The organism is Yoonia sp. I 8.24 (assembly GCF_022096995.1).
In the GTDB taxonomy this organism is placed as follows: domain Bacteria; phylum Pseudomonadota; class Alphaproteobacteria; order Rhodobacterales; family Rhodobacteraceae; genus Yoonia.
The window spans coordinates 113,013-132,503 of record NZ_JACXGQ010000006.1 but is presented as its reverse complement, the minus strand read 5'-3'; the positions used below and the strand labels follow the sequence as shown (position 1 = coordinate 132,503).

The following is a 19,491-nucleotide window of genomic DNA, read 5'->3' as shown; positions in this document are numbered from 1 at the left end:
CTACCATGTTTTATTTACCCATCTGCGCGGAAGTGCCGCCACCGAAAGCACCATAATCGGCCCCCAGATGATCACCGACATCAGCCCAAGCCGTCCAAAGAAGGTGACGTTTTTTGTCCAGCCTTCTGACATGACCTCTGCAAATGGCGCGCCCTGCCAGATGTAGAGCCCAACAAAGAAGCATCCCGCAATCACGAATAACAAAACCGACGACAAAAATGCATTGATCAGCAGCGGCATAACGCCCTCGGGCAACACCTGCGCCAATAGACGCGGTACAGCAAACCCCATCACAGCAATCAACATTGCCGGAAAAAATAAGCTTTCGGCGAGAATATCACCCATGGTCACGGGTCCAATTCACGATTTACCCCCTAGATAGCGTTTTTTTGCCTCTTCTTGGCGACCAAAGTCGCGGACCATGTTTTCGATTGCAACCTCGTCAGATTTATCGGCATAGCGGAATTCACTATCGGCATAACGGTTGATTTCTTGCACGACCATATCGACCGTGATCGGCACGCGCAGGTCTGAAATCATTGCCTTTTTGGCGTCGTAATCTTTGAACATGAACAGATCTGGGTCTTCCATCCATTCATCCGGCAATTCAAAGTCCATCGCGCGCACCTTCACCGCGTCAGTAATGTTCTTGATTGCGCGGCCAGTGAAGCGCGGGTCAGCCTCTTGGATGGCTTTCAGATAGGTGCCCATTTTGGCAATAGTATCCAACGCGCCGATCTCAGACGACACCTGATCATAGACGTTCAACAGGCCAATTTCCTTAGGCCGGGCGTGGCCTTCAAACGATGCTGCAACGGCTTTCTTAATCTCTTGCGCGCTAAAGACCTCATGCGCGCCGACGGGGATGTCGTGGTTTTTGCCCATCAGCAGATAAAGGATGTCGATATAATCGTCGCGCGTCTGCGGCCCGTCCACGAGGAAGCGCGCACCCGCACGTTGGCGTAGCGCATCATCGACGTTTTCGGGGTAGTTTGAGAACATCCCAAAGGTACAGTTCCCCCGCACAACGGTGTTGGCACCAGCAAAGCTTTCCATCAGCACTGCGGTAATTTCCAATTGTCCGGCGGATGACTGACGGTCGCCGCGTTTGCCTGCTAGCTGGTCGATGTCGTCGATTGTGCCAAAGCCGATTACATTCGGATCCAGCACGTTGTTGATGAACGCCTTCGCGTTCTGGCCCGATTTCCCCTGATAGCTGTCGATATTATCGGTCGACAGGTTTTGATAGCGGAACGGATAGCCTGCGGCTTGACAGTAATCATTCACCAAACCGGCCATCATCTGAATCAGCGTGGTTTTCCCCGTCCCCGGTTTTCCGTCCCCCATAAAGGTAAAGATAAATCCGCCGAGTTCCGCAAACGGGTTCAGTTTGCGATCAAAATCATAGGCCATGACCATCTTGGCCAGCTTCATCGCCTGATATTTCGCGATGTGGTTACCGACCACTTCGTTCGGTTTTTTGAAGGTCATGGTCAAGGCCGACCCTTTGGCCTTGCGGGCCGGGGTAAAGCCTTGGATCGTGAAATCATCCGCTTCGACGTGCCAACTGGCAGCATTGAACGACGCCATATGCGCGGCAGTGCTCGCACGCTGCGCAACCCGGTCCATCAACTGTTCGCAATAGGCAAGCATCGTCGCGATCATTGTGGGCTCGTCTTTGGCGAATTGACCCAGCTTTTGATCAAGTTCCCAAATCGCACCGTGCAGCGCCAAGGGCACGTTATCGGTCAGAACCTCATCAACTGCGCCAACATCAACGCTGGCCTCCGTGCCGTGGCTAGCCAAAAGGAACGAGGTCGCATTGGCAAATGTATACAGCGCGATCAGGCTCTCAGAAGCCAAATATTCTGTGAATTCTACTGAGCGTTCCGTGGGCAAACGCCCTTCAAGATTGATCCGTTTCAATTCCGTCAGCGGGGTTTGATCGGAATAGGCATCCGCAACGGTCAAGGCAATCGACATCGCACGGCGCAGCGCATGCGCGACAGAGGCCTGTGCGGGCGACGTCAGCGGATCATCATCATCGGTTTCCGCCAAACGGTCCAACAATCGCACCCCACCCGAAGGGGTTGAAGTACGCGAAAGCAAACCGGGCGTTGTCGACCGGAACCGCCGCCGCGTCGCGGCAACATCGGGAGATTTCTCAGGCGCTTCGAGCGACAGCCGCGCCTTGGCCAAACGTGGGCTATGATCCAAATGCATCAGCATTTCGGCCACGGGGATATAGTGCTTGCGAATGTCGTCTTCGCGCAGTTCCATCTGATCGCTTGGCTGGCTCATAATTCTAATTCCAATTCGTTGCGTTCTAAAATTTACCGATAGCTCAACACGCGGCCGCTATCGCTGACCACAAATTTGCGGACGTCGTGAAACCCCGGCGGATTGCGTTCAGCCAGCGCCTGATACGGGCGTTCGGGCATGATCAATGACCGCTCCATATTCGTCGCGCCAAGGTTGGACCCACCCTGTTCAAACACATCACGCGCGAAAATTTGGCGTTCAACCGATCCAAACCAGCCTGATTTCACGTGTTCAACACGTTCGGCGACCAGTTCTTCTTCGGTCCAGACCAGTGCCCAATCTTCACCAACAGGCGCATTCGCGGCCTCAAGCACTTCGCGCAGCGGGCCTGACTGGCGCGTAAAGGCGTTGCTATACATCGGGCCGATATGGAATCGGCGCAACCGCGTTGGGTGCAGGTCGTCGAAATCTTCGTCAAAACCCTTGGCGATGGTCAGCAGCTTTAACCCGGCCACCGATTGCGCCATAAGGTGTGCTTGGGCCTCTGGCCAGCGGCGTTCATCCTTGGGTAGCCCCGTGCGGCCCGTGTCCTCTAGATCCATCAGGTAGATCGTCGGTAGGTTAATCTGGCTGTCATAGACGGCCCAATGCACCTGAAAGACGCGGCGGTCGCCCTTGTTTTTCACCCAGACGGCCTGCGGATCATTGCGCGCCCAAAACTGATCACCACGCGCCAGTTCATCATAATACAGCCGTTGTGACAGCGCATATTGCAGCTTTGTCGGGATTTTTTGTTCGCCCAAAATCACCCGCACCATCTGATCCTTCAGATCATCAGTGCTTGGCATGGACGCAAGGTGGCGTTCCGCCTGCAGCGCGTCATTCGCCATTTCCAACAGCTCTTGATAGACCGGAAATCCGCTATCGACGCGGTCGAACGTCAGCTTGCCCGCATGGGCAAACCGCCCCGAGAAATGATATTTATGCGCCAGCGCCGTGAAGGTCCAATTCAGACCCACAAGGTAATGCGCCAAAGCTTCGATATCGCGGCGCGAAAACCGCCCTTCGGCCTCCATCGTCGCGGCGACCTTGGTGAGGTAGCCGGTGATCCGCTGAAACTTACCAAAATACCGCCGCGTGACGCGGATATCTTCGAGCTTGATGTGATCGGCTTGGAGGTTCGTTTGGTTCATTCCACCTCAACTAAAAATGTTTCGGGTGTTACAATTTGCGTTAGAAAGCGTTGATGCTAGAATCATTTATCACCTCGAACGGCGCGCACTACTCTTTCACGTAACTGCAACTGCCGCCCTTTTTCTGTTCTCCCAGCAGCCACGTGAAGAATGTAGTACTTAAACACAATCATAAGCACCCCAATCACAACCAAAACTGGGATCGCAACCGCTTCAGGGATCACGACATTATCTAACTTTGTGCTGAGACCTATCAGTAGGAGCATAAGCAACAGCCCAATCGGCCAGACAGGTGCGTTACCTTTTTTCACGCCCTATTCAGCCCCATATTGATTGCTGTCGTGCTTTTCGACAATGGTTTGGAAACGGCGCATGAACCGTTCATCCGCTTTCGCTTTTTGCTCTAGCACTTCGCGCGCGAAGACCATGTGGTCTTCGTGGGCTTCCATCATGTCGGCCATGCGGCCCGTTGTGGCGGCGCCGATGGCGGCCATCGCGGTTTGGGCTTCTTGGTCGGTTTTCACCCCAATTTCGTTGATCTTATGCGCCACGTCTTGTTGCTGCGCCGTTTTCAACGATTTGGAGAGGGCATCATACAGCACAACACGCTGTTTGGTGTCCGTTTGCAATTTGTTGATCAGCACCATCTGCGTCGCCGCTTGGTTCTGCAAACTGTCGATCCAGGTCTTGCCCTTTTCGATATAGCGCTCGAGCGTCTGAGAGTTCGCCAGCTTCACTTGCTCGGCTTGCACCATTTCATTGTATTTCGCGTTCAGGCCTGCCAGTTCGGTTTCCAACTTGGTCCGCGCGGCTGCGTCTTGTTCAACAGAAATTTTGCCTTCGAGCGTGATGATCTGCGGATCAATCGCGAGGATATCAGCGCGGACAGCTTCAAGCTCACCCACAACGGCTTCGCGCTCATCCAACGTGCCCGCAAGGTTGCGTTCAACGCTGACCTTTTGTTCATTCAACACTGTCAGCTGCCCTTCAAGCAGCTTCATAATGACGTCAGATTTGCTGATCAAATCTTGCAGTTTGTCATCGATTGACGCGGTGCGCATCCGTTCTTGGCGCATGCTTTCAGACTTGCCTTTGCTGAAAATGCCAATGAACGATTCCATGCCGGTTTTATTGCGCATTTCTTCAAAGTCTTTGGAAAACGCAGAGGTGACATCATCCAGCCCCATAATCAGTTCCGCGATATTCGCGTTCATCAGGTCGGTATGGGCGTGTACGTCTTCGAGGCTCGCGTTTTCGATATCAACGGCAATATCCGTCCCCTCGGCCATCTTGGTGCGTGCTGTTTCAATCCGGCTGGTCAATTCTGAAATCTTACTTTGCGCGGCGGCGACCTGCGCTTGCGATTCTTGAATTTGGGTCTGGAAATCGGCCATTAAAATATCCTTCGTTTATTATGCGTTAACAGTTACATATGTACGCCAACGTCAATTTTCAAATGCGCACCCGGCGGCGCGGATCTTTTCAATGTCAATTCTTACAAGACCCGCGCGTAAAATAAAGCGCTTATGCGTCGTCAAAAACTGGCGGGTGGTCGCGCGCTTCGGCTTCTGGGCTTAGCAATTCCTCAGCCGCGATAATCTTAGGCGGCAATTCAATACCACGCTCATAATTTTCTGGGTCAACCCGCATCGATTCGTCGGCCCCTCTGATGTGGACCCTCATCGGCACCTCAATCTGATCATAAAGGTGGATGATGTCTTGGTTAAACATCCGAATACAGCCTGCAGAGCCAGAGTTCCCAATGGATTCAAGGTCGTTTGTCCCGTGGATACGGTAATAGGTGTCCCGCGACCCCCGGAACAAATAAAGCGCGCGCGCGCCCAGCGGGCTGCGTAGCCCCCCCGGAATGCCCGCCGCCAGATCGCCATATACTTCGGGTTCTGTGCGCAGCATGTTCGCGGTTGGTGTCCAGCCGGGCCATTGCCGCTTAATACGGATGGTCGCATTCCCCCGGATCGATTTTCCGGCGCGGCCCACGCCGACAGGGTAGCGTGTTGTCGTGCCGTCTTCGCGCACGTGGTACAAGAATTTCGCGTATGGATCCACGTCGAGCGTATTGCCAGGCTGTTCCCCGTTATAGGTCCCTGACACCCGGCGGTTCACCCCTTGCAGATACTCTGACGGGATGCCCGGCAAGCGGTATCCGGCGTCTTCGATAGGACCGTAACCGTCGATGAAGTCTTCGGGCTGGGGTACCATATCTTCTTCAGATAATTGCGGTGAACAGGCCGCGGCGGTGCTGGCCAACATCATCGCACCAAATGCGCGGCGTGAAAGAATCGTCAAGGGTTGCATGTAATCACCTAGTATTTCGCTTCACCCGTCTTAACACTCTGTTCAAGGAAGACAAAATAGCCGCAATCAATTTCTCGCGATAGGATGATAAATCGTGACAATCGCGCAATGTCTGGGCGATACCGTGTGTGTCGGCAATGCGTTATTTTTTTTGCAACGCAAATCCGAAGCAAACAATAGCATCTGTAGTATATGTATCGGCGGCTTTTGATGCATTCTCCGCCGATACTGCAAACTGGTCACCGAACGGTGCTATCCGACAACGTTAAAATCCGGGCCAAACGGATATTGCGTGATGTCCTCGTTCCCTTGATCGGTGATGAATAAGATATCATGCTCGCGGTAGCCGCCTGCGCCCGGTGCACCTTCGGGAATGGTCAACATCGGCTCCATAGAAATAACCATGCCGGGTTCCAGCACCGTGTCGATATCCTCACGGAGCTCAAGCCCCGCTTCGCGCCCATAGTAGTGCGACAGCACACCAAATGAATGCCCATATCCAAAGGTCCGATATTGCAGCAAATCGCGTTCTTCAAAAAAGGTGTTGATCTTTTGCGTGACCTCCGCGCAAGAGGCGCCGGGAACCAGTAATGACATCCCGTATTCGTGGGCGGCGACATTGGCCTCCCAGATGGCGCGGCTGGCGTCATCGACTTCGCCGACGAACAACGTCCGTTCCAATGCAGTATAGTAACCCGAAATCATCGGGAATGTGTTCAACGATAGAATATCCCCGCGCTGCAACACCCGCGAGGTGACCGGGTTATGCGCGCCGTCGGTGTTGATCCCGGATTGGAACCAAACCCATGTATCGCGGTATTCTGCATCCGGGAATTGCTTGGCGATTTCCATTTCCATCGCGTCACGACCCGCCATCGCGACATCAATTTCGCGGGTGCCCGGCTTGATCGCATCGCGGATCGCAAAGCCGCCAACATCCGCCACTGCCGCACCTGCGCGGATCAAATCGAGCTCGGCCTGCGATTTATGCATGCGCTGGAGCATTGTCGCGGGCGCAATATCTGTCAGGGCGGATGGGGCCATAAAAGAAGTAAGCTTGCCATGCTGCAGCATACTCAAATGATCGGCCTCAAAACCGACATGGCGGCCAGTACCCGTGACCGACAGAATAGCGCGCCAATAATTGTCGCGCTCCCAATCGGTATAGGTGATGTTATCGCCATAGCAGCGCCGCCAAGGCTGCGCGGCATCAATCCCTGCGCTGATCGTGACGCAATCAGCAGCGGTTACGACCAAACCGTAGGGGCGGCCAAAGGCACAATAGAGAAAACCCGAATAATAGGCGATATTGTGCATTGATGTGAAAACGGCGGCTTCGACGCCAAGCGCTGTCATCGTTCGACGCAAACCTGCAAGGCGCGCTTCATACTCGGCCAAGGCAAAAGGCAGCACTTCGGCACCTTGGTGGAAACGGTAAAATTGGGGACGTGTCGTCATGTCAGACCCTCGTGAAAAGGTCCCGGCGTTCAGGACATCAAAATAGAATCACAACGACGCCATCGTTGTCGATGAATCGGTAAGGGTGCAGCCCTGACAAATCAATAAATATCACTGTCAGGGGCATATTCAGCGTAAATTACGTAATTAAAAACTTTGTTACGGTCTTTTTTTTGTCAAATTGTCACCGTATCGACTACAACTTAAGCATCATTGGTAGATTGTCTGCATCTCGCGGCGCTCGGGCTTGAGATGCAGGAGCAAGAACAAAGACAGAAGGTAGAAGTTAGTTTCATGAACTATTTATCCACATGCACACAGCGTCTGATGGCATCGTCCATCCTGGCAATCGCCACTTTGGCGACCCCAACATTGGCCATCGCAGAAGAGGTCACACTGACGTCGCGCGACGGCGCCATCAATATCACCGGCGAACTGCTCGAATTCCAAGACGGAAACTATGTTATTGAATCAGGCTTCGGCCCAATTCGGGTCGCAGCCGATCAGGTAGATTGCGTCGGCGACGCCTGCCCAGGCGCTGAAGTAGGTCCTGTAACATGGGACGTTTCAGTTTGGGGACGCCGCCGCGCCTTCACTGAAAACGTCGAAAAGCTCGCGGAACTGGTTTCCGAAAAAACGGGCGGCGAATTCACATTGAACGTCGATTACGGCGGGCTGGCCCAAAGTAACCGTAACCTGGATGGGATCGCCGCAGGCGACTTTGAAATGGCGCAGTTTTGCGCGGGTTATCACCCCGAAAAGAACCCATCCCTTATGGTACTCGAATTGCCATTTCTTGGCGTCGAAACGCTTGAGCAAGAGGTAGCCGTTTCGTTGGCCGTTTACGACCATCCTGCCGTAAAAGAAGATCTCGCGCGCTGGAACGCCACTATTCTCATGCCGACACCGTTGCCTCAGCAGAATTTGATCGGCGCAGGCTTTCCGCCAACGTCGCTTGCCAGCTTTGAAGGTATGAATATCCGTGCAACAGGTGGTATCGGTGACACGATCGCGTCTCTCGGTGGCATCGTTGCAAACATTCCAGCTCCCGAAGTAGCGCGCGCAATGGAAACCGGCTACGTTGATGCTGTGAGCTTTGCACCGCACGCGCATATGGCATTTGGCACCGTCGATAATGCCACTTGGTGGACAACAAACCTGAACCCCGGCACCGTTAACTGTCCAGTGGTTGTCAACACAGATGCGCTAAACAGCCTCAGCCCTGCATACCGTGACGCGCTGCTGTCGTCTGTTGATGGCGCCATCGACCACTACCTTGCCAGCTATAACGGCCGGACAATGGACGCTTGGCTGCCCGCATTGCGTGAGCGCGGGATTATGGAACTGACCATTAACCAAGAAATCATGTCGTCGATCATTGCGAATGTTGCTGAACCCACGGCGGCCAAATGGATCGCGGATAGCACTGCCGCAGGCCTGCCTGCGCAAGAAATCTACGATCTGGTGCAAGACACGATTACGCAAACGAACTAAAAATAAAGGTCTGCGGGGGCATTAGGTTTCCCGCAGACCGCTTTGATGACTGGGACCTACCGCCCGTCTGGATATTCAGCGGGTCCTTTGATCTCTAGCTTATTGCCAAACGGATCAAAGATATAAAATGAATGCCCGACCCCACGCGCGCCACCATGCTGTGCTTCGCGGTCAATCTTGACCCCATGTGCGGCCAAATGCGCGCGCATTTCAGCCGGGGCAAATGGCGATGTCGCAATACACACATGATCCACATTGCGACCACCGGCCACTGGCGGCACCGCGCTTAATGCGCCCGGATGCGTCATATCCCACAAAACGATCAACGCGGCACCCGCCCAGACCTGTTCCATCCCCATCGCTGGATAGGAATAGCCGGGCACACAGCCCAGCACGTCGTGATAGAACGCAAGCGCCTTGGGCATATCATCAACGATGAAAACAACATGATCGATCCCGACCAGTGAAAATGGTGGCGTGCTCATGTGAAATCCTCCCGCTCGCCACGAAACTATATCGATTACGAAGCGCAATCCAAGCCTTGAAGTGGCGATCAGCCTAAGCGCGCACCCAAATCAAGACCCCGCAGCACGTCTTGCGCAGACATCGGCTTTTTTCCCTGGCGTTGGGCGCGGGTCACAGTGACTGCACCCGTCCCGCAGGCAATGGTAAACCCATCAAGAACGGCACCGGGGGCCGCATCACCAGCCGCGCAGGTGCTCGCCAATAGCTTCACCCGTTCACCTGCGACCTCGCACCACGCGCCGGGAAACGGCGACAGGCCACGGATCAAACGATCGATATCCCCGGCGGATTTTGTCCAGTCGACACGCGCCTCGGCCTTGTCGATCTTGGCCGCGTAGGTCACGCCTTCGTCGGGTTGAATTTGTGGGGTAAGCTGATCCAATTGATCAAGCGCCTTAACAATTGACGCGGCCCCCAGTTCCGACAGGCGGTCATGCAATGCACCTGTCGTTTCGTGCGCACCGATATCAGTCGTTTCACGTAGCAATACGGGGCCAGTATCCAACCCGGCTTCCATCTGCATAATACAAACGCCTGTCTGTGCGTCCCCCGCCATGATCGCCCGGTGAATGGGCGCGGCCCCGCGCCAACGCGGCAAGAGCGAAGCATGAATATTCAAGCACCCAAGGCGCGGCGCATCCAAGATCACCTGCGGCAGAATAAGCCCGTAGGCCACAACGACAGCAATATCAGCGTTCAACGCCGCAAAGGCAGCCTGTTCTTCCTTAGATTTGAGCGAGACAGGGTACCGCACCTCAAGCCCCAGTGCCTCTGCCTTGTTTTGCACCGGGCTTGGGCGGTCTTTCTTGCCGCGTCCCGCCGGGCGCGGCGGCTGGCAATAGACGGCAACAATTTCATGACCAGCAGCGACCAAAGCATCCAGCACTGGCACGGAAAAATCCGGCGTTCCCATAAAGATAATTTTCATTGCGCAGCCCTGTCTGTCTTTGTGTCAGAGCTACGCCACTTCATGATCAGCTGCAAATAGCAAAGCGATCTTACTGGGATAAGATCATTCCGCCTTGCTCAACCACACCATCGACACCCGTGTGGGTTATCGTCACCGCGCCAACGATGTGCTCACCGTTTGGTCCAACGATCAGGCCTGTATAGGTGCCTGCGCTCGCCACCAAACCGCCGGTATTTAAATCGCCTCCGGTCGTGGTTCCTTCAAAGGCACCATCGATCAAATCGGTTAAGTCCAGCGCAATATCATTCGCGGCAATCGTTTCATCTAATACCCTGTTTGTAATAGAGCCCGAGACAGCATAGTCCCCAAAATCAACCTCAATTTCGACAAGGCCAGAGACCGTACTCGGATTCATATCACGTGCGCCTTCGACAACGATGCCACCGTAGGTTCCACCGTAAGTGACCGCTCCGGTTTCGCTCCCGACGGGCAAAATGGTTGTGCCCGTGCGTGTCAACTGGGCACCGTTGTCGACGATGATCACCTCGCCGCCGTCAATCGTGCCGCGCAACAGATACCCTTCTGTCGCCTGCAAGTACACGTTGAATTCTGCGGGAACACCAGCAAGCGTATCGGGGTAATAAAACCACCCGGCATTGGGGACCAAGCGCAGAACACGGTCCGGTGTCCCCGATGTCGGCTGATAGATGTATTCGTAATTCGCTGCATCCCCGGTGCGCATTGTCACGCTTCCGACCTCTTGTTGCGCCGGAGGTTCTGTCGTGGTGCTACATGCACTCAGACTGGCAGCACACAGACCAGTCGCCACTGATAGACGTAAAAATTGCATCAATTTTAATCCCAAAACTGCTGTTACAATGGATTTGCGCCCTTTTGGGTACGCGCAATGCTAAAACACCGCTGACGTAACGTTAATCAATTAATCTAAGAATTCAATCTCGAAGCTAAGTCGCCCAATTAGTGCCGGTTCAGCTTGCGCGCCTTCTTTATCAACATATCGCGCTTCATCTTGGTCAGACGGTCAAAAAACATCTTGCCTGCCAGGTGGTCAATCTGATGCTGCACAGATGTAGCCCAAAGCCCGACAAAATCACGGTCTTCAGACACGCCATGTTCATTCAAGAACCGCACTGTGACGGCACGCGGGCGCGAAATTTTAGCCCAGACACCCGGCAAATTGGGCGAGCCTTCTTCGTGATCACGCAGCTCTACGCTCGCATGTAATATCTCTGGGTTCGCCATGCGGACGGCCTGCCCGCGTGTCTCTGACGCATCGACGACAGCCAGCGCTTGTCCGATGCCAAGCTGTGGTGCTGCCAACCCGACGCCGGGCATCGTGTCCATTGCCAAAATCATCTCATCCCAGATCGCGCGGGTTTCATCTGAGATCTCAGTCACTGGCTGGGCCGTTGTGCGCAAAGCGACATTTGGCCAAGCTACATAAGGGCGGTGTATCATGTTTCTAGCCCTGATTGCGTGATCAGCACGCCGTTGAGATGATCCAGCTCGTGACAGGCACAAATCGCCTGCATGCCGTCAAATCTTGCTGTGTTTTCAGCGCCATCAATATCTTGCCATTTCATGTCAATCCACACAGGGCGCGGGACATCAAAGCGACGATCAGGGATGGAAAGACACCCTTCTGGGCCGATCTTGGTCTCGTCTGATTGCGCCGTGATCTGCGGGTTCACGAACACCAACGGGGTCGGCTCTGCCTCTTTCCAGCTCACATCTGTTACAAATATGCGCTGGCTGATCCCCACTTGCGGGGCGGCCAATCCGCGCCCAGTCGCTGAATACATCGTGTCCAACATATCATCGGCAAGACTTGCCAGCGCTGCATCAAAATCGGCAACGGGCGCGGCCGTTGCGGATAAGATGTCATCGCCCAGAAACCGCAGGTCTAGCACGGCCATTACCCTAGCCCCGCGCCATTTCGCGTTTCAGCTTTTGCATCTTACGGGTGATCATCTGGCGTTTGAGCGGTTTGAGGTAATCAATAAACAGCTTGCCGTCCAAATGGTCGATTTCATGTTGCACGCATGTCGCCCAGAGCCCGTCAAACTTTTCACGTTGGGTTTTCCCGTCAAGGGTCATCCATTCGACTTCAACCTCAGCCGGGCGTTCGACCTCGGCATATTGGTCCGGGATCGACAGGCAGCCTTCGTCATAGACACTGCGGTCTTCTGACGACCAAACGACTTGCGGATTGATCAAAACCATCGGCGCGGGTGTCGCATCTTCTTCTTTTTCGCAATCCATCACGATCATGCGCAGCATCTTGGCGACCTGCGGCGCGGCCAAACCAATGCCGGGCGCATCATACATGGTTTCCAACATGTCATCGGCCAAACGCCGAATGTCATCGGACACCGAAGCGACGGGATCTGTCACCTTCTTGAGCCGCGGATCAGGGTGAATAAGGATATTTCTAACTGTCATGCCGGTGATCTAATCTGTCTGCCGTTGTATCGCAAGCAAAGGGTACAATATCGCCCTTGCAACAGGTCGCTCATCTGCGCCAACTTGCAGCAAAAGCAAAAGGACAGCCCCATGACATTTGACACCCCCATTGATCGCCGCAACACCCACTGTGTCAAATGGGATGCGATGGAAAGCATCTATGGAGTTTCCCCAGACGAAGGGATTGCGATGTGGGTTGCTGACATGGAATTTCGTGCGGCAGACCCGATTAAGCAGGCTGTGCAGGACATGGTGGATCATGGGGTCTACGGCTACTTTGGCGACGAAAGCAAGTATCGCGGTGCGATCCAGTGGTGGATGCAAGAACGTCATGGATGGTCAATTGAAACGGACTGGATTTTCACCACGCACGGTCTGGTTAACGGCACAGCACTTTGCATTGATGCGTTCACGCAGCCCGGCGATGGCGTTGTCTTGTTCACCCCCGTGTATCACGCCTTTGCCCGCGTTATTCATGCGGCCAACCGACAAGTTGTTGAATGCGCGTTGGTCAATAAAGACGGCCGATACGAGATGGACTTTGACGCCTATGATGCGCAAATGCTCGGCAACGAAAGAATGTTGATCCTATGTTCACCGCATAACCCGGGTGGTCGGGTTTGGACCAAGGAAGAACTTGAAGCCGTCGCCGCGTTTGCCAAGCGCCACGACCTGATCATTGTGTCCGATGAAATCCACCATGATCTGACCATGCCCGGTCAAACCCATATCCCGATGCCATTGATCGATGGAATCGCGGACCGTTTGGTGATGATGACCGCCACGACCAAAACCTTTAACATCGCGGGCAGCCATGCCGGTAACGTGATTATTGCTGATCCTGATCTGCGGGCAAAGTTTGGCGGGCGCATGGCCGCACTTGGCATTTCGCCCAACAGCTTTGGCCTGCACATGGCGACAGCGGCCTATTCACCCGAGGGTGCGGCTTGGGTTGATGCATTGCGGGATTACCTGAACGAAAACCGCAAAATCTTTGACGCCGGCATCAATGCGATCCCCGGCCTGCGGTCGATGGGGCTCGAATCAACGTATTTGGCTTGGGTCGATTTCAAGGATACAGGTATGAGCCGCGAAGAATTCACAGCGCGTGTTGAAAAGACTGCCAAGATCGCCGCGAACCATGGGCCAAGCTTCGGCGCGGGCGGCGATAGCTTTTTGCGCTTCAATCTTGGGGCGCCGCGCGCGCAAATCGAGGAAGCCGTCGGGCGGATGCAAAAGGCGTTTGAAGACCTACAATAAGGAAAAGACTAGCGCTCCAACAGACCTGCTGGGGCGAATTCTGGCATCACATAATCCGCAGCGGGCCCATCCGTGACAGGCCGCAACCATTTGAATTCAAACACGCGTTCATTGTCTTCGGCCACCGAAGACACCACCAGACATTGGTACAGATGTTTTGGGCCGTCATAGATATCAACATGCCCGCGCAGCCGATCGGACCCGGCCAAATCCAAGGCAAACCCGCCGTCCCAAAAACGGCGAATACGGTAGGTATCGTCACCATCATGAACCGACAAGCGATCCTTGCGCTTTAGCGCTGCTTTGCGTGCTTCCTCGAGACCGTGGCGCACCGCCTCTGGCAAAAACTCGTACATAGTAATCCCCCATCTGCGGACCTAGCATGCCCAGAGAATGGTAAACATCAAGTGACGATTTATAAAAATCGATATTTTTTACGCGATCACTTTTTGCGTTTTGGGCGCAGCACATGCGGTTTGGCAGCGTCATAGAGCGCGGAATCCGGGAACCCGTGCGAATCCGACAATGCAGGGCCAACCAATATCAGCGCGGTGCGCGTGATCTTGGCCGCGCGCACTTTTTCACGCACATCCATCAATGTACCCCGGATAATCATCTGATCAGGCCAACCGACGCGGTAGACCACTGCGACAGGGCAATCCGCACCATAATGGGGGGCCAATTGCCGCTCAATTTCACGCAGGGCGCGGATGCCCAAATGGATCGCCAATGTGGCCCCGGTGCGCGCGAAATTCTCAAGTGTCTCGCCCGCTGGCATCCCCGTGGATTTCATCGACATGCGGGTCAGGATGATTGATTGGGCGACTTCCGGCACGGTCAACTCTGTGCCCAATGCCGCCGCGGCTGCGGCATAGGCTGGCACGCCCGGAATGATTTGGTAGTCGATGCCCTCAACCTTGAGCCGACGAATTTGTTCGGCAATCGCACCATAAAGCGACGGATCACCCGAATGGACCCGCGCCACATTTTGCCCTCGGGCATGGGCAGCAACAATTTGCGCGTGCGTTTCATCAAGGTTCATCGGGGCCGTGTCCATCACCAACGCGCCTTCAGGCGCGCATGCGACAACCGCTTCTGGCACCAGTGACCCGGCATAAAGACAAACCGGGCATTCACCGATCAATCGCGCAGCTTTGAGCGTCAGAAGCTCAGGATCACCCGGACCTGCACCAATAAAATAAACTGTCATCTCATCTCCTTGGGATGGCGGGTGGGGCGCATTTCGCGATCGCGAAAAAGCGTCACTTCGCCAGATCACCATCAATTTTACGCGCATAACCACGCGGGGTGTACATGCGAAGGCCAGTGCCCGTCTGCGCGAGTTTCGAATGCGACGATCCGATCAACACGACGGTCAACATATCGACCTCATCGACCTGCAATTCATCCAAACGTCGATAGCGCACGTGTTCCTCCGGCCGCCCCAATGACGACGCAAGCATCACAGGCGTATCCGCCGGACGGTGTTCCAGCAAAATATCGCGCGCCTCGGCCAGCAAGGTCCGGCGGCGCATCGACACCGGGTTATAAAACGCGATGACAAAATCGCCTTCGGCTGCGGCTTTCAACCGCTTCACAATATCTTCGCGCGGGGTCAGCAGATCGGACAATGAAATCGCACAAAAATCATGGCCCAAAGGTGCGCCCGCACGCGCAGCGGCGCCTTGCAAAGCGCTGACGCCCGGCGAACATTGCACCTCAACCCGGCGGGCTGCGTCGGACACACCCATCTGTTCTGGACTGCGATCAAGCAATTCAAACACCAGCGCACCCATCGCATAAATCCCCGCATCGCCCGAACAGACCAAGGCGACATTCTTGCCTTTGCCCGCCTGTTCCAACGCATAGCGGCAGCGGTCTTCCTCGCCACCAAGCGGAAAATCAGAGCGTTCCTTGCCAATCGCCAATGGCCCAAGCAGATCAATATAAAGCCCGTAGCCAACCAGTTCTTCAGCGTCAGACACGAGCTTGGACACTTCGGGCGTACGCCATGTCGCCTGCCCCGGTCCGATGCCGACGATTGACAATTTGCCACGCGCCCGGCCCTGCATCTGCGTGATCGGCTCTTCTGCGCGGGCCACGGCGCAGGTGGTGTTTGCGGTCTTGCTTTTTGCGACAGACAATTCCGCGCCCGCCCCCGCTGCGGCCAGCGCCGCACCTTCGGACACCCCGTGGCAGCCAACCTCGGCAAAAACGACATCAGATGGGTTGGCAAGGCGAGGGGCTTCGGCCTCTAACTCTGCCGCTGTGAACACGCGTAACGGCACACCCAATCGCGCTGCCACGTCGATAATCGCCGGTTCATCCGCCTTCAGATCAATTGACGCCACACATGCAATCGCACCGGGGGCCACATCTGCCGCGTCAAGCGCCCCTAAAACATGGTCCCACATTTCTTGCGGGTCCGCATTGCGCGCACAGCCAAGCCCCAACGCAAACCGCTGCGGATGGTAGACGAGCTTTGCCGGGCCGCCAGTGCTGGCCGCTTCCGTTACAAGAATTTCAATCGCGCCACCTTCGGGCAGGGCCACGTCAAACAGCTCTTCGTCGGTAAAGGTCACACCGCCGCCGCCCAGCAAGGACGCCATCACCGGTTTCGCGTCTTGCGGGTTGTGTAGACGGTAGCCTGCGGGCGGCTCGTCCAAGGCCACGCCAAGCGCGACATCCCCCGCAGTGGTCACAGCGGCCTCGCCACCCAAAGCATCGGCAATTTGGCGCGCCAAACGGTTCGCGCCACGGTGCCCTCCCAGCAATGGCACAACAACACTGCCATCGTCAGAAACAGACACAACGGGCGGTTCAGCGGTTTTATCCGCCAGCAGCGGGGCGACGCCGCGGATCAAAATACCCGACGCACAAACCCCAATGATCGGCACCCCAGCTGCGAAAAGATCGCGGGCGTGATCAAGTGCATTTGGAAAGAAAGCGTCAGCCTTTGTGACACGATCCGCACGCCCGTGAACTTGCGCGCCGATGGCGGCGGCCACGCGGTGCGCGGTGGCTTCACCGGATTGGGATAAGGCTAAAACGACAGGTTTCAAAGCCATGGATCGGCCCCTTTTGTAAGCAAAATCATAGAAAAATACGGGGCCTTTTCTGGGGCCTGTGCCAATGGCAGCACAATTTCTTGCGGCAATGTCGCGCGTTCAACATAAACGGCATGATCGGTCAGCCCAAGATCATCAATCACATCGCGAATTTTGGTCAAATGCCGCCCGACTTTCATGATCACGACACTTTCGGCGCCCGCGATACGGCTGCGCAATTCATCAGATGGCAACGGGCCGGGCAACACAGTCAGCCGTTCATTACGCGCAGCCAATGGCATGCCCGCACGCGCGGCACATGCGGTGATAGAGGTCACGCCCGGCACGACTTCGACCTGATACCGGTTCGACAGGCGAGCATAAAGGTACATAAAAGAGCCGTAAAAAAACGGGTCGCCCTCGCATAGGCAGACGACATCATGGCCAGCATCAAGTGCAGCCGCGATCTGTGCCGCCCCTTGATCATAGGCCGTTTGCGCGGGGGCGCGTTCAACCGTCATTGGCACATCCATGACGATCTCTTGCGCGTCAGGTGCGATCAGGTCACCGGCGATTGCACGGGCAAAACTATCGCCACCCGCCAGTGACGGGTATGCAATCACGCCCGCGTTTTCGATCAGCCGCGCGGCGCGCAATGTCATCAAATCTGCTGCGCCGGGACCAAGCCCGACACCATACAAGGTCCCTGTCATCGTTTTACGAGGCTCCATTGCGTGACGGTCATTGCGGGGCGCCAGCCCGTCAGTCGTCCGACAGGCTCCGCCCGGTGCGTCGCGATTTTCACCAAATCACCGCCGTATTCTTTGTGGAGCGCAATCAACACGGCTTCGCTTTCAAGCGTCACGGCATTCGCCACCAAACGCCCCAACGGGCGCAGCGCAGCCCAAGCGGCTGTGAAGGTTTCTACGCTGAGCCCACCGCCGATAAAGATCGCATCTGGGGCATCAAGGCCAGCCAGCGCGTCTGGCACAGTGCCGTCTACGAGCGCCAATTTGGGCGCCCCAAGCGCCAGTGCATTTGCCGCCGCCATGCTGCGCCGATCTGCGCGTGGTTCAATCCCGATCGCACGGGCATACCGCGCCGCACGCATCCATTCGATGGCAACGGACCCGCAGCCAGTACCGATATCCCACAAAAGCGCGCCGCGCATAGGCATCAGTTTTGCGACAGTGGCGGCCCGCACCTCTTGTTTGGTCATCGTGCCGTCAGATTGGAACAAATTGTCCGCAAGCCCCGGCACCCGCGGCAAAAGCGCCGCATCAGGGGCGGCGACACATTCGACGGCCAATGTATTAAACGCAGGCACCGTGTGGTCCCAGTCTTCGGCCAGCCCATCAAACCGGGCCTCGTCTTTGCCGCCCATCGCGGCCAGCACAGACATGCGTGATTTGCCAAAGCCACGTTCAGTCAAAAACGCTGCGATTTGCGCAGGGGTCTCGGCCCCCGTTGTCAACACCAACAGCCGGGCGTCTGGTTGGATAAAGGCGACCATCTGCTCAACCGGGCGTCCGTGGACCGTCAGCGTTTCAACATCCGGCAAAGACCACCCCATCCGGGCTGCGGCCAATTGGAATGCAGAGAGTTGCGGATGATAAATGATTTCAGACGGGTCAATCGCCTGCCCTATGCGCGCGCCGACCGAAAACCACAGCGGATCGCCGGTGACCAAAACCACAACACGTCGTCCGCGCAGCCCATCGATTGTCTCGAGCATGGCATCAAAAGGCGAAGGCCACGCTAGCCTTTCAGCCTGTGCCGCCCCAACAAGCGCATGGTGGCGATTACCGCCGATAATTACTTCGGCGGCTTCGACGACCGCACGGGTAGCCGGGGTCAACCCGTCCAAACCATCTTCGCCAATGCCAATAATATGCAGCCATGGATCAGCCATCTTCGGGTAACCCTGCTGCCAGCGCATTCACCGCTGCCGAGGCAATCGCAGACCCACCACGCCGCCCACGCAGCGCAACAAAGTCACAGCCGCGTGGATTTGCAGCCAATTCAGCCTTACTTTCAGCGGCCCCGACAAACCCCACGGGAAACCCAAGGATAACAGCAGGTTTTGGCCAGCCAGCATCCAGTAATTCAAGCAAATGAAACAAGGCCGTTGGCGCATTTCCAATGGCGACAACCGCGCTTTCAAGATGCTCTTGCCACAGCTCAACCGCCGCCGCTGACCGCGTATTGCCGATGTCGGCAGCACGGGCGGGCACGCCGTCACGGTTCAAGGTCACAATGACATCATTATTTGCGGGCAGATAGCGACGGATAATGCCCGCCCCAACCATTTCGCAATCGCACAGGATCGGCGCGCCCGCCTGCAAAGCCGCGTGACCAGCGGCATAGGCATCCGCAGAAAATGCCAAACGGTCTGCAACCTCAACCATGCCGCAGGCGTGAATGACCCGCGTGATCAAGGGGCGCATTTCAGGCGTAAAACGTTCCAACCGCGCCTCTGCACGCACAGTCGCAAAGCTTTGCGCGTAAATCGCGGTCGGGTCTTTTTCGTAAGGGCGCATCT

At 55.7% G+C, this 19,491-nt stretch carries 21 protein-coding genes; 2 read left to right on the top strand and 19 right to left on the bottom strand.

From position 1 onward, the window contains the following. From Yoon_RS13470 to Yoon_RS13440, 7 genes are all read right to left on the bottom strand, one after another. Positions 1-345 carry a hypothetical protein gene (locus tag Yoon_RS13470; RefSeq protein ID WP_238112842.1) on the bottom strand — a complete coding sequence of 115 codons (345 nt, stop codon included), beginning with the start codon at positions 343-345 and terminating at the stop codon, positions 1-3. A gap of 15 nt (positions 346-360) precedes the next feature. Continuing rightward, entirely contained in the window at positions 361-2,301 is a 1,941-nt protein-coding gene (locus Yoon_RS13465; RefSeq protein ID WP_238112841.1) for an ATP-binding protein, read from the bottom strand. 32 nt (positions 2,302-2,333) lie between these two features. Beyond that, positions 2,334-3,455: a hypothetical protein gene (locus tag Yoon_RS13460; RefSeq protein WP_238112839.1), complete on the bottom strand. Its 1,122-nt coding sequence runs from the start codon at positions 3,453-3,455 to the stop codon at positions 2,334-2,336. A gap of 62 nt (positions 3,456-3,517) precedes the next feature. Next, the gene (locus Yoon_RS13455; RefSeq protein WP_238112837.1) at positions 3,518-3,766 is read right to left on the bottom strand and encodes a hypothetical protein; all 249 of its coding nucleotides are present in this window, start codon (positions 3,764-3,766) and stop codon (positions 3,518-3,520) included. A gap of 3 nt (positions 3,767-3,769) precedes the next feature. Beyond that, on the bottom strand, positions 3,770-4,849 hold the full coding sequence (locus Yoon_RS13450; protein WP_238112835.1) for a hypothetical protein: 1,080 nt from the start codon (positions 4,847-4,849) through the stop codon (positions 3,770-3,772). 130 nt (positions 4,850-4,979) lie between these two features. Beyond that, positions 4,980-5,771 (bottom strand): L,D-transpeptidase, encoded by a 792-nt coding sequence (locus Yoon_RS13445; protein ID WP_238112834.1) that lies wholly within the window; start codon positions 5,769-5,771, stop codon positions 4,980-4,982. A 252-nt stretch (positions 5,772-6,023) separates the two neighbouring features. Then, positions 6,024-7,229: an aminopeptidase P family protein gene (locus tag Yoon_RS13440; RefSeq protein ID WP_238112833.1), complete on the bottom strand. Its 1,206-nt coding sequence runs from the start codon at positions 7,227-7,229 to the stop codon at positions 6,024-6,026. Between the two features lie 294 nt (positions 7,230-7,523). Between Yoon_RS13440 and Yoon_RS13435 the strand changes: the two genes are divergently transcribed. Further along, positions 7,524-8,723 (top strand): C4-dicarboxylate ABC transporter substrate-binding protein, encoded by a 1,200-nt coding sequence (locus Yoon_RS13435; RefSeq protein ID WP_238112832.1) that lies wholly within the window; start codon positions 7,524-7,526, stop codon positions 8,721-8,723. 56 nt (positions 8,724-8,779) lie between these two features. Here the strand turns inward: Yoon_RS13435 and Yoon_RS13430 are convergent, their stop codons facing one another. From Yoon_RS13430 to def (Yoon_RS13405), 6 genes are all read right to left on the bottom strand, one after another. Then, complete coding sequence (locus Yoon_RS13430; protein WP_238112831.1) at positions 8,780-9,208, bottom strand: VOC family protein; 429 nt, start codon at positions 9,206-9,208, stop codon at positions 8,780-8,782. A gap of 68 nt (positions 9,209-9,276) precedes the next feature. After that, positions 9,277-10,176 (bottom strand): methionyl-tRNA formyltransferase, encoded by a 900-nt coding sequence (gene fmt / locus Yoon_RS13425; RefSeq protein WP_238112830.1) that lies wholly within the window; start codon positions 10,174-10,176, stop codon positions 9,277-9,279. A 70-nt stretch (positions 10,177-10,246) separates the two neighbouring features. Further along, positions 10,247-11,008 carry a hypothetical protein gene (locus Yoon_RS13420; protein WP_238112829.1) on the bottom strand — a complete coding sequence of 254 codons (762 nt, stop codon included), beginning with the start codon at positions 11,006-11,008 and terminating at the stop codon, positions 10,247-10,249. 128 nt (positions 11,009-11,136) lie between these two features. Beyond that, on the bottom strand, positions 11,137-11,637 hold the full coding sequence (def, locus tag Yoon_RS13415) for a peptide deformylase (protein WP_238112828.1): 501 nt from the start codon (positions 11,635-11,637) through the stop codon (positions 11,137-11,139). Then, a complete protein-coding gene (gene def, locus Yoon_RS13410) occupies positions 11,634-12,095 on the bottom strand; it encodes a peptide deformylase (protein WP_238112827.1) in 462 nt (153 codons plus the stop codon). Before def (Yoon_RS13410) ends, def (Yoon_RS13415) begins: the two co-directional genes overlap by 4 nt. Positions 12,096-12,099: 4 nt before the next feature. Beyond that, entirely contained in the window at positions 12,100-12,621 is a 522-nt protein-coding gene (gene def, locus Yoon_RS13405) for a peptide deformylase (protein WP_238112825.1), read from the bottom strand. Positions 12,622-12,732: 111 nt separating this feature from the next. On the opposite strand from def (Yoon_RS13405), the gene Yoon_RS13400 reads away from it, so the two are divergent. Then, the gene (locus tag Yoon_RS13400; RefSeq protein ID WP_238112823.1) at positions 12,733-13,902 is read left to right on the top strand and encodes a MalY/PatB family protein; all 1,170 of its coding nucleotides are present in this window, start codon (positions 12,733-12,735) and stop codon (positions 13,900-13,902) included. An 8-nt stretch (positions 13,903-13,910) separates the two neighbouring features. Here Yoon_RS13400 and Yoon_RS13395 read toward each other — a convergent pair whose 3' ends face one another. From Yoon_RS13395 to Yoon_RS13370, 6 genes are all read right to left on the bottom strand, one after another. Further along, entirely contained in the window at positions 13,911-14,258 is a 348-nt protein-coding gene (locus Yoon_RS13395; RefSeq protein ID WP_238112821.1) for a hypothetical protein, read from the bottom strand. Between the two features lie 86 nt (positions 14,259-14,344). Beyond that, positions 14,345-15,112 carry a precorrin-4 C(11)-methyltransferase gene (gene cobM / locus Yoon_RS13390; RefSeq protein WP_238112819.1) on the bottom strand — a complete coding sequence of 256 codons (768 nt, stop codon included), beginning with the start codon at positions 15,110-15,112 and terminating at the stop codon, positions 14,345-14,347. A gap of 52 nt (positions 15,113-15,164) precedes the next feature. Beyond that, positions 15,165-16,970: a precorrin-3B C(17)-methyltransferase gene (gene cobJ, locus Yoon_RS13385; protein ID WP_238112817.1), complete on the bottom strand. Its 1,806-nt coding sequence runs from the start codon at positions 16,968-16,970 to the stop codon at positions 15,165-15,167. After that, complete coding sequence (gene cobI, locus Yoon_RS13380; RefSeq protein ID WP_238112815.1) at positions 16,961-17,662, bottom strand: precorrin-2 C(20)-methyltransferase; 702 nt, start codon at positions 17,660-17,662, stop codon at positions 16,961-16,963. The genes cobJ and cobI overlap by 10 nt, the downstream gene beginning before the upstream one ends. Then, complete coding sequence (gene cbiE / locus Yoon_RS13375) at positions 17,659-18,861, bottom strand: precorrin-6y C5,15-methyltransferase (decarboxylating) subunit CbiE (protein WP_238112814.1); 1,203 nt, start codon at positions 18,859-18,861, stop codon at positions 17,659-17,661. The genes cobI and cbiE overlap by 4 nt, the downstream gene beginning before the upstream one ends. Beyond that, positions 18,854-19,489: a precorrin-8X methylmutase gene (locus Yoon_RS13370; protein ID WP_238112813.1), complete on the bottom strand. Its 636-nt coding sequence runs from the start codon at positions 19,487-19,489 to the stop codon at positions 18,854-18,856. The genes cbiE and Yoon_RS13370 overlap by 8 nt, the downstream gene beginning before the upstream one ends. Positions 19,490-19,491 lie beyond the last annotated feature (2 nt).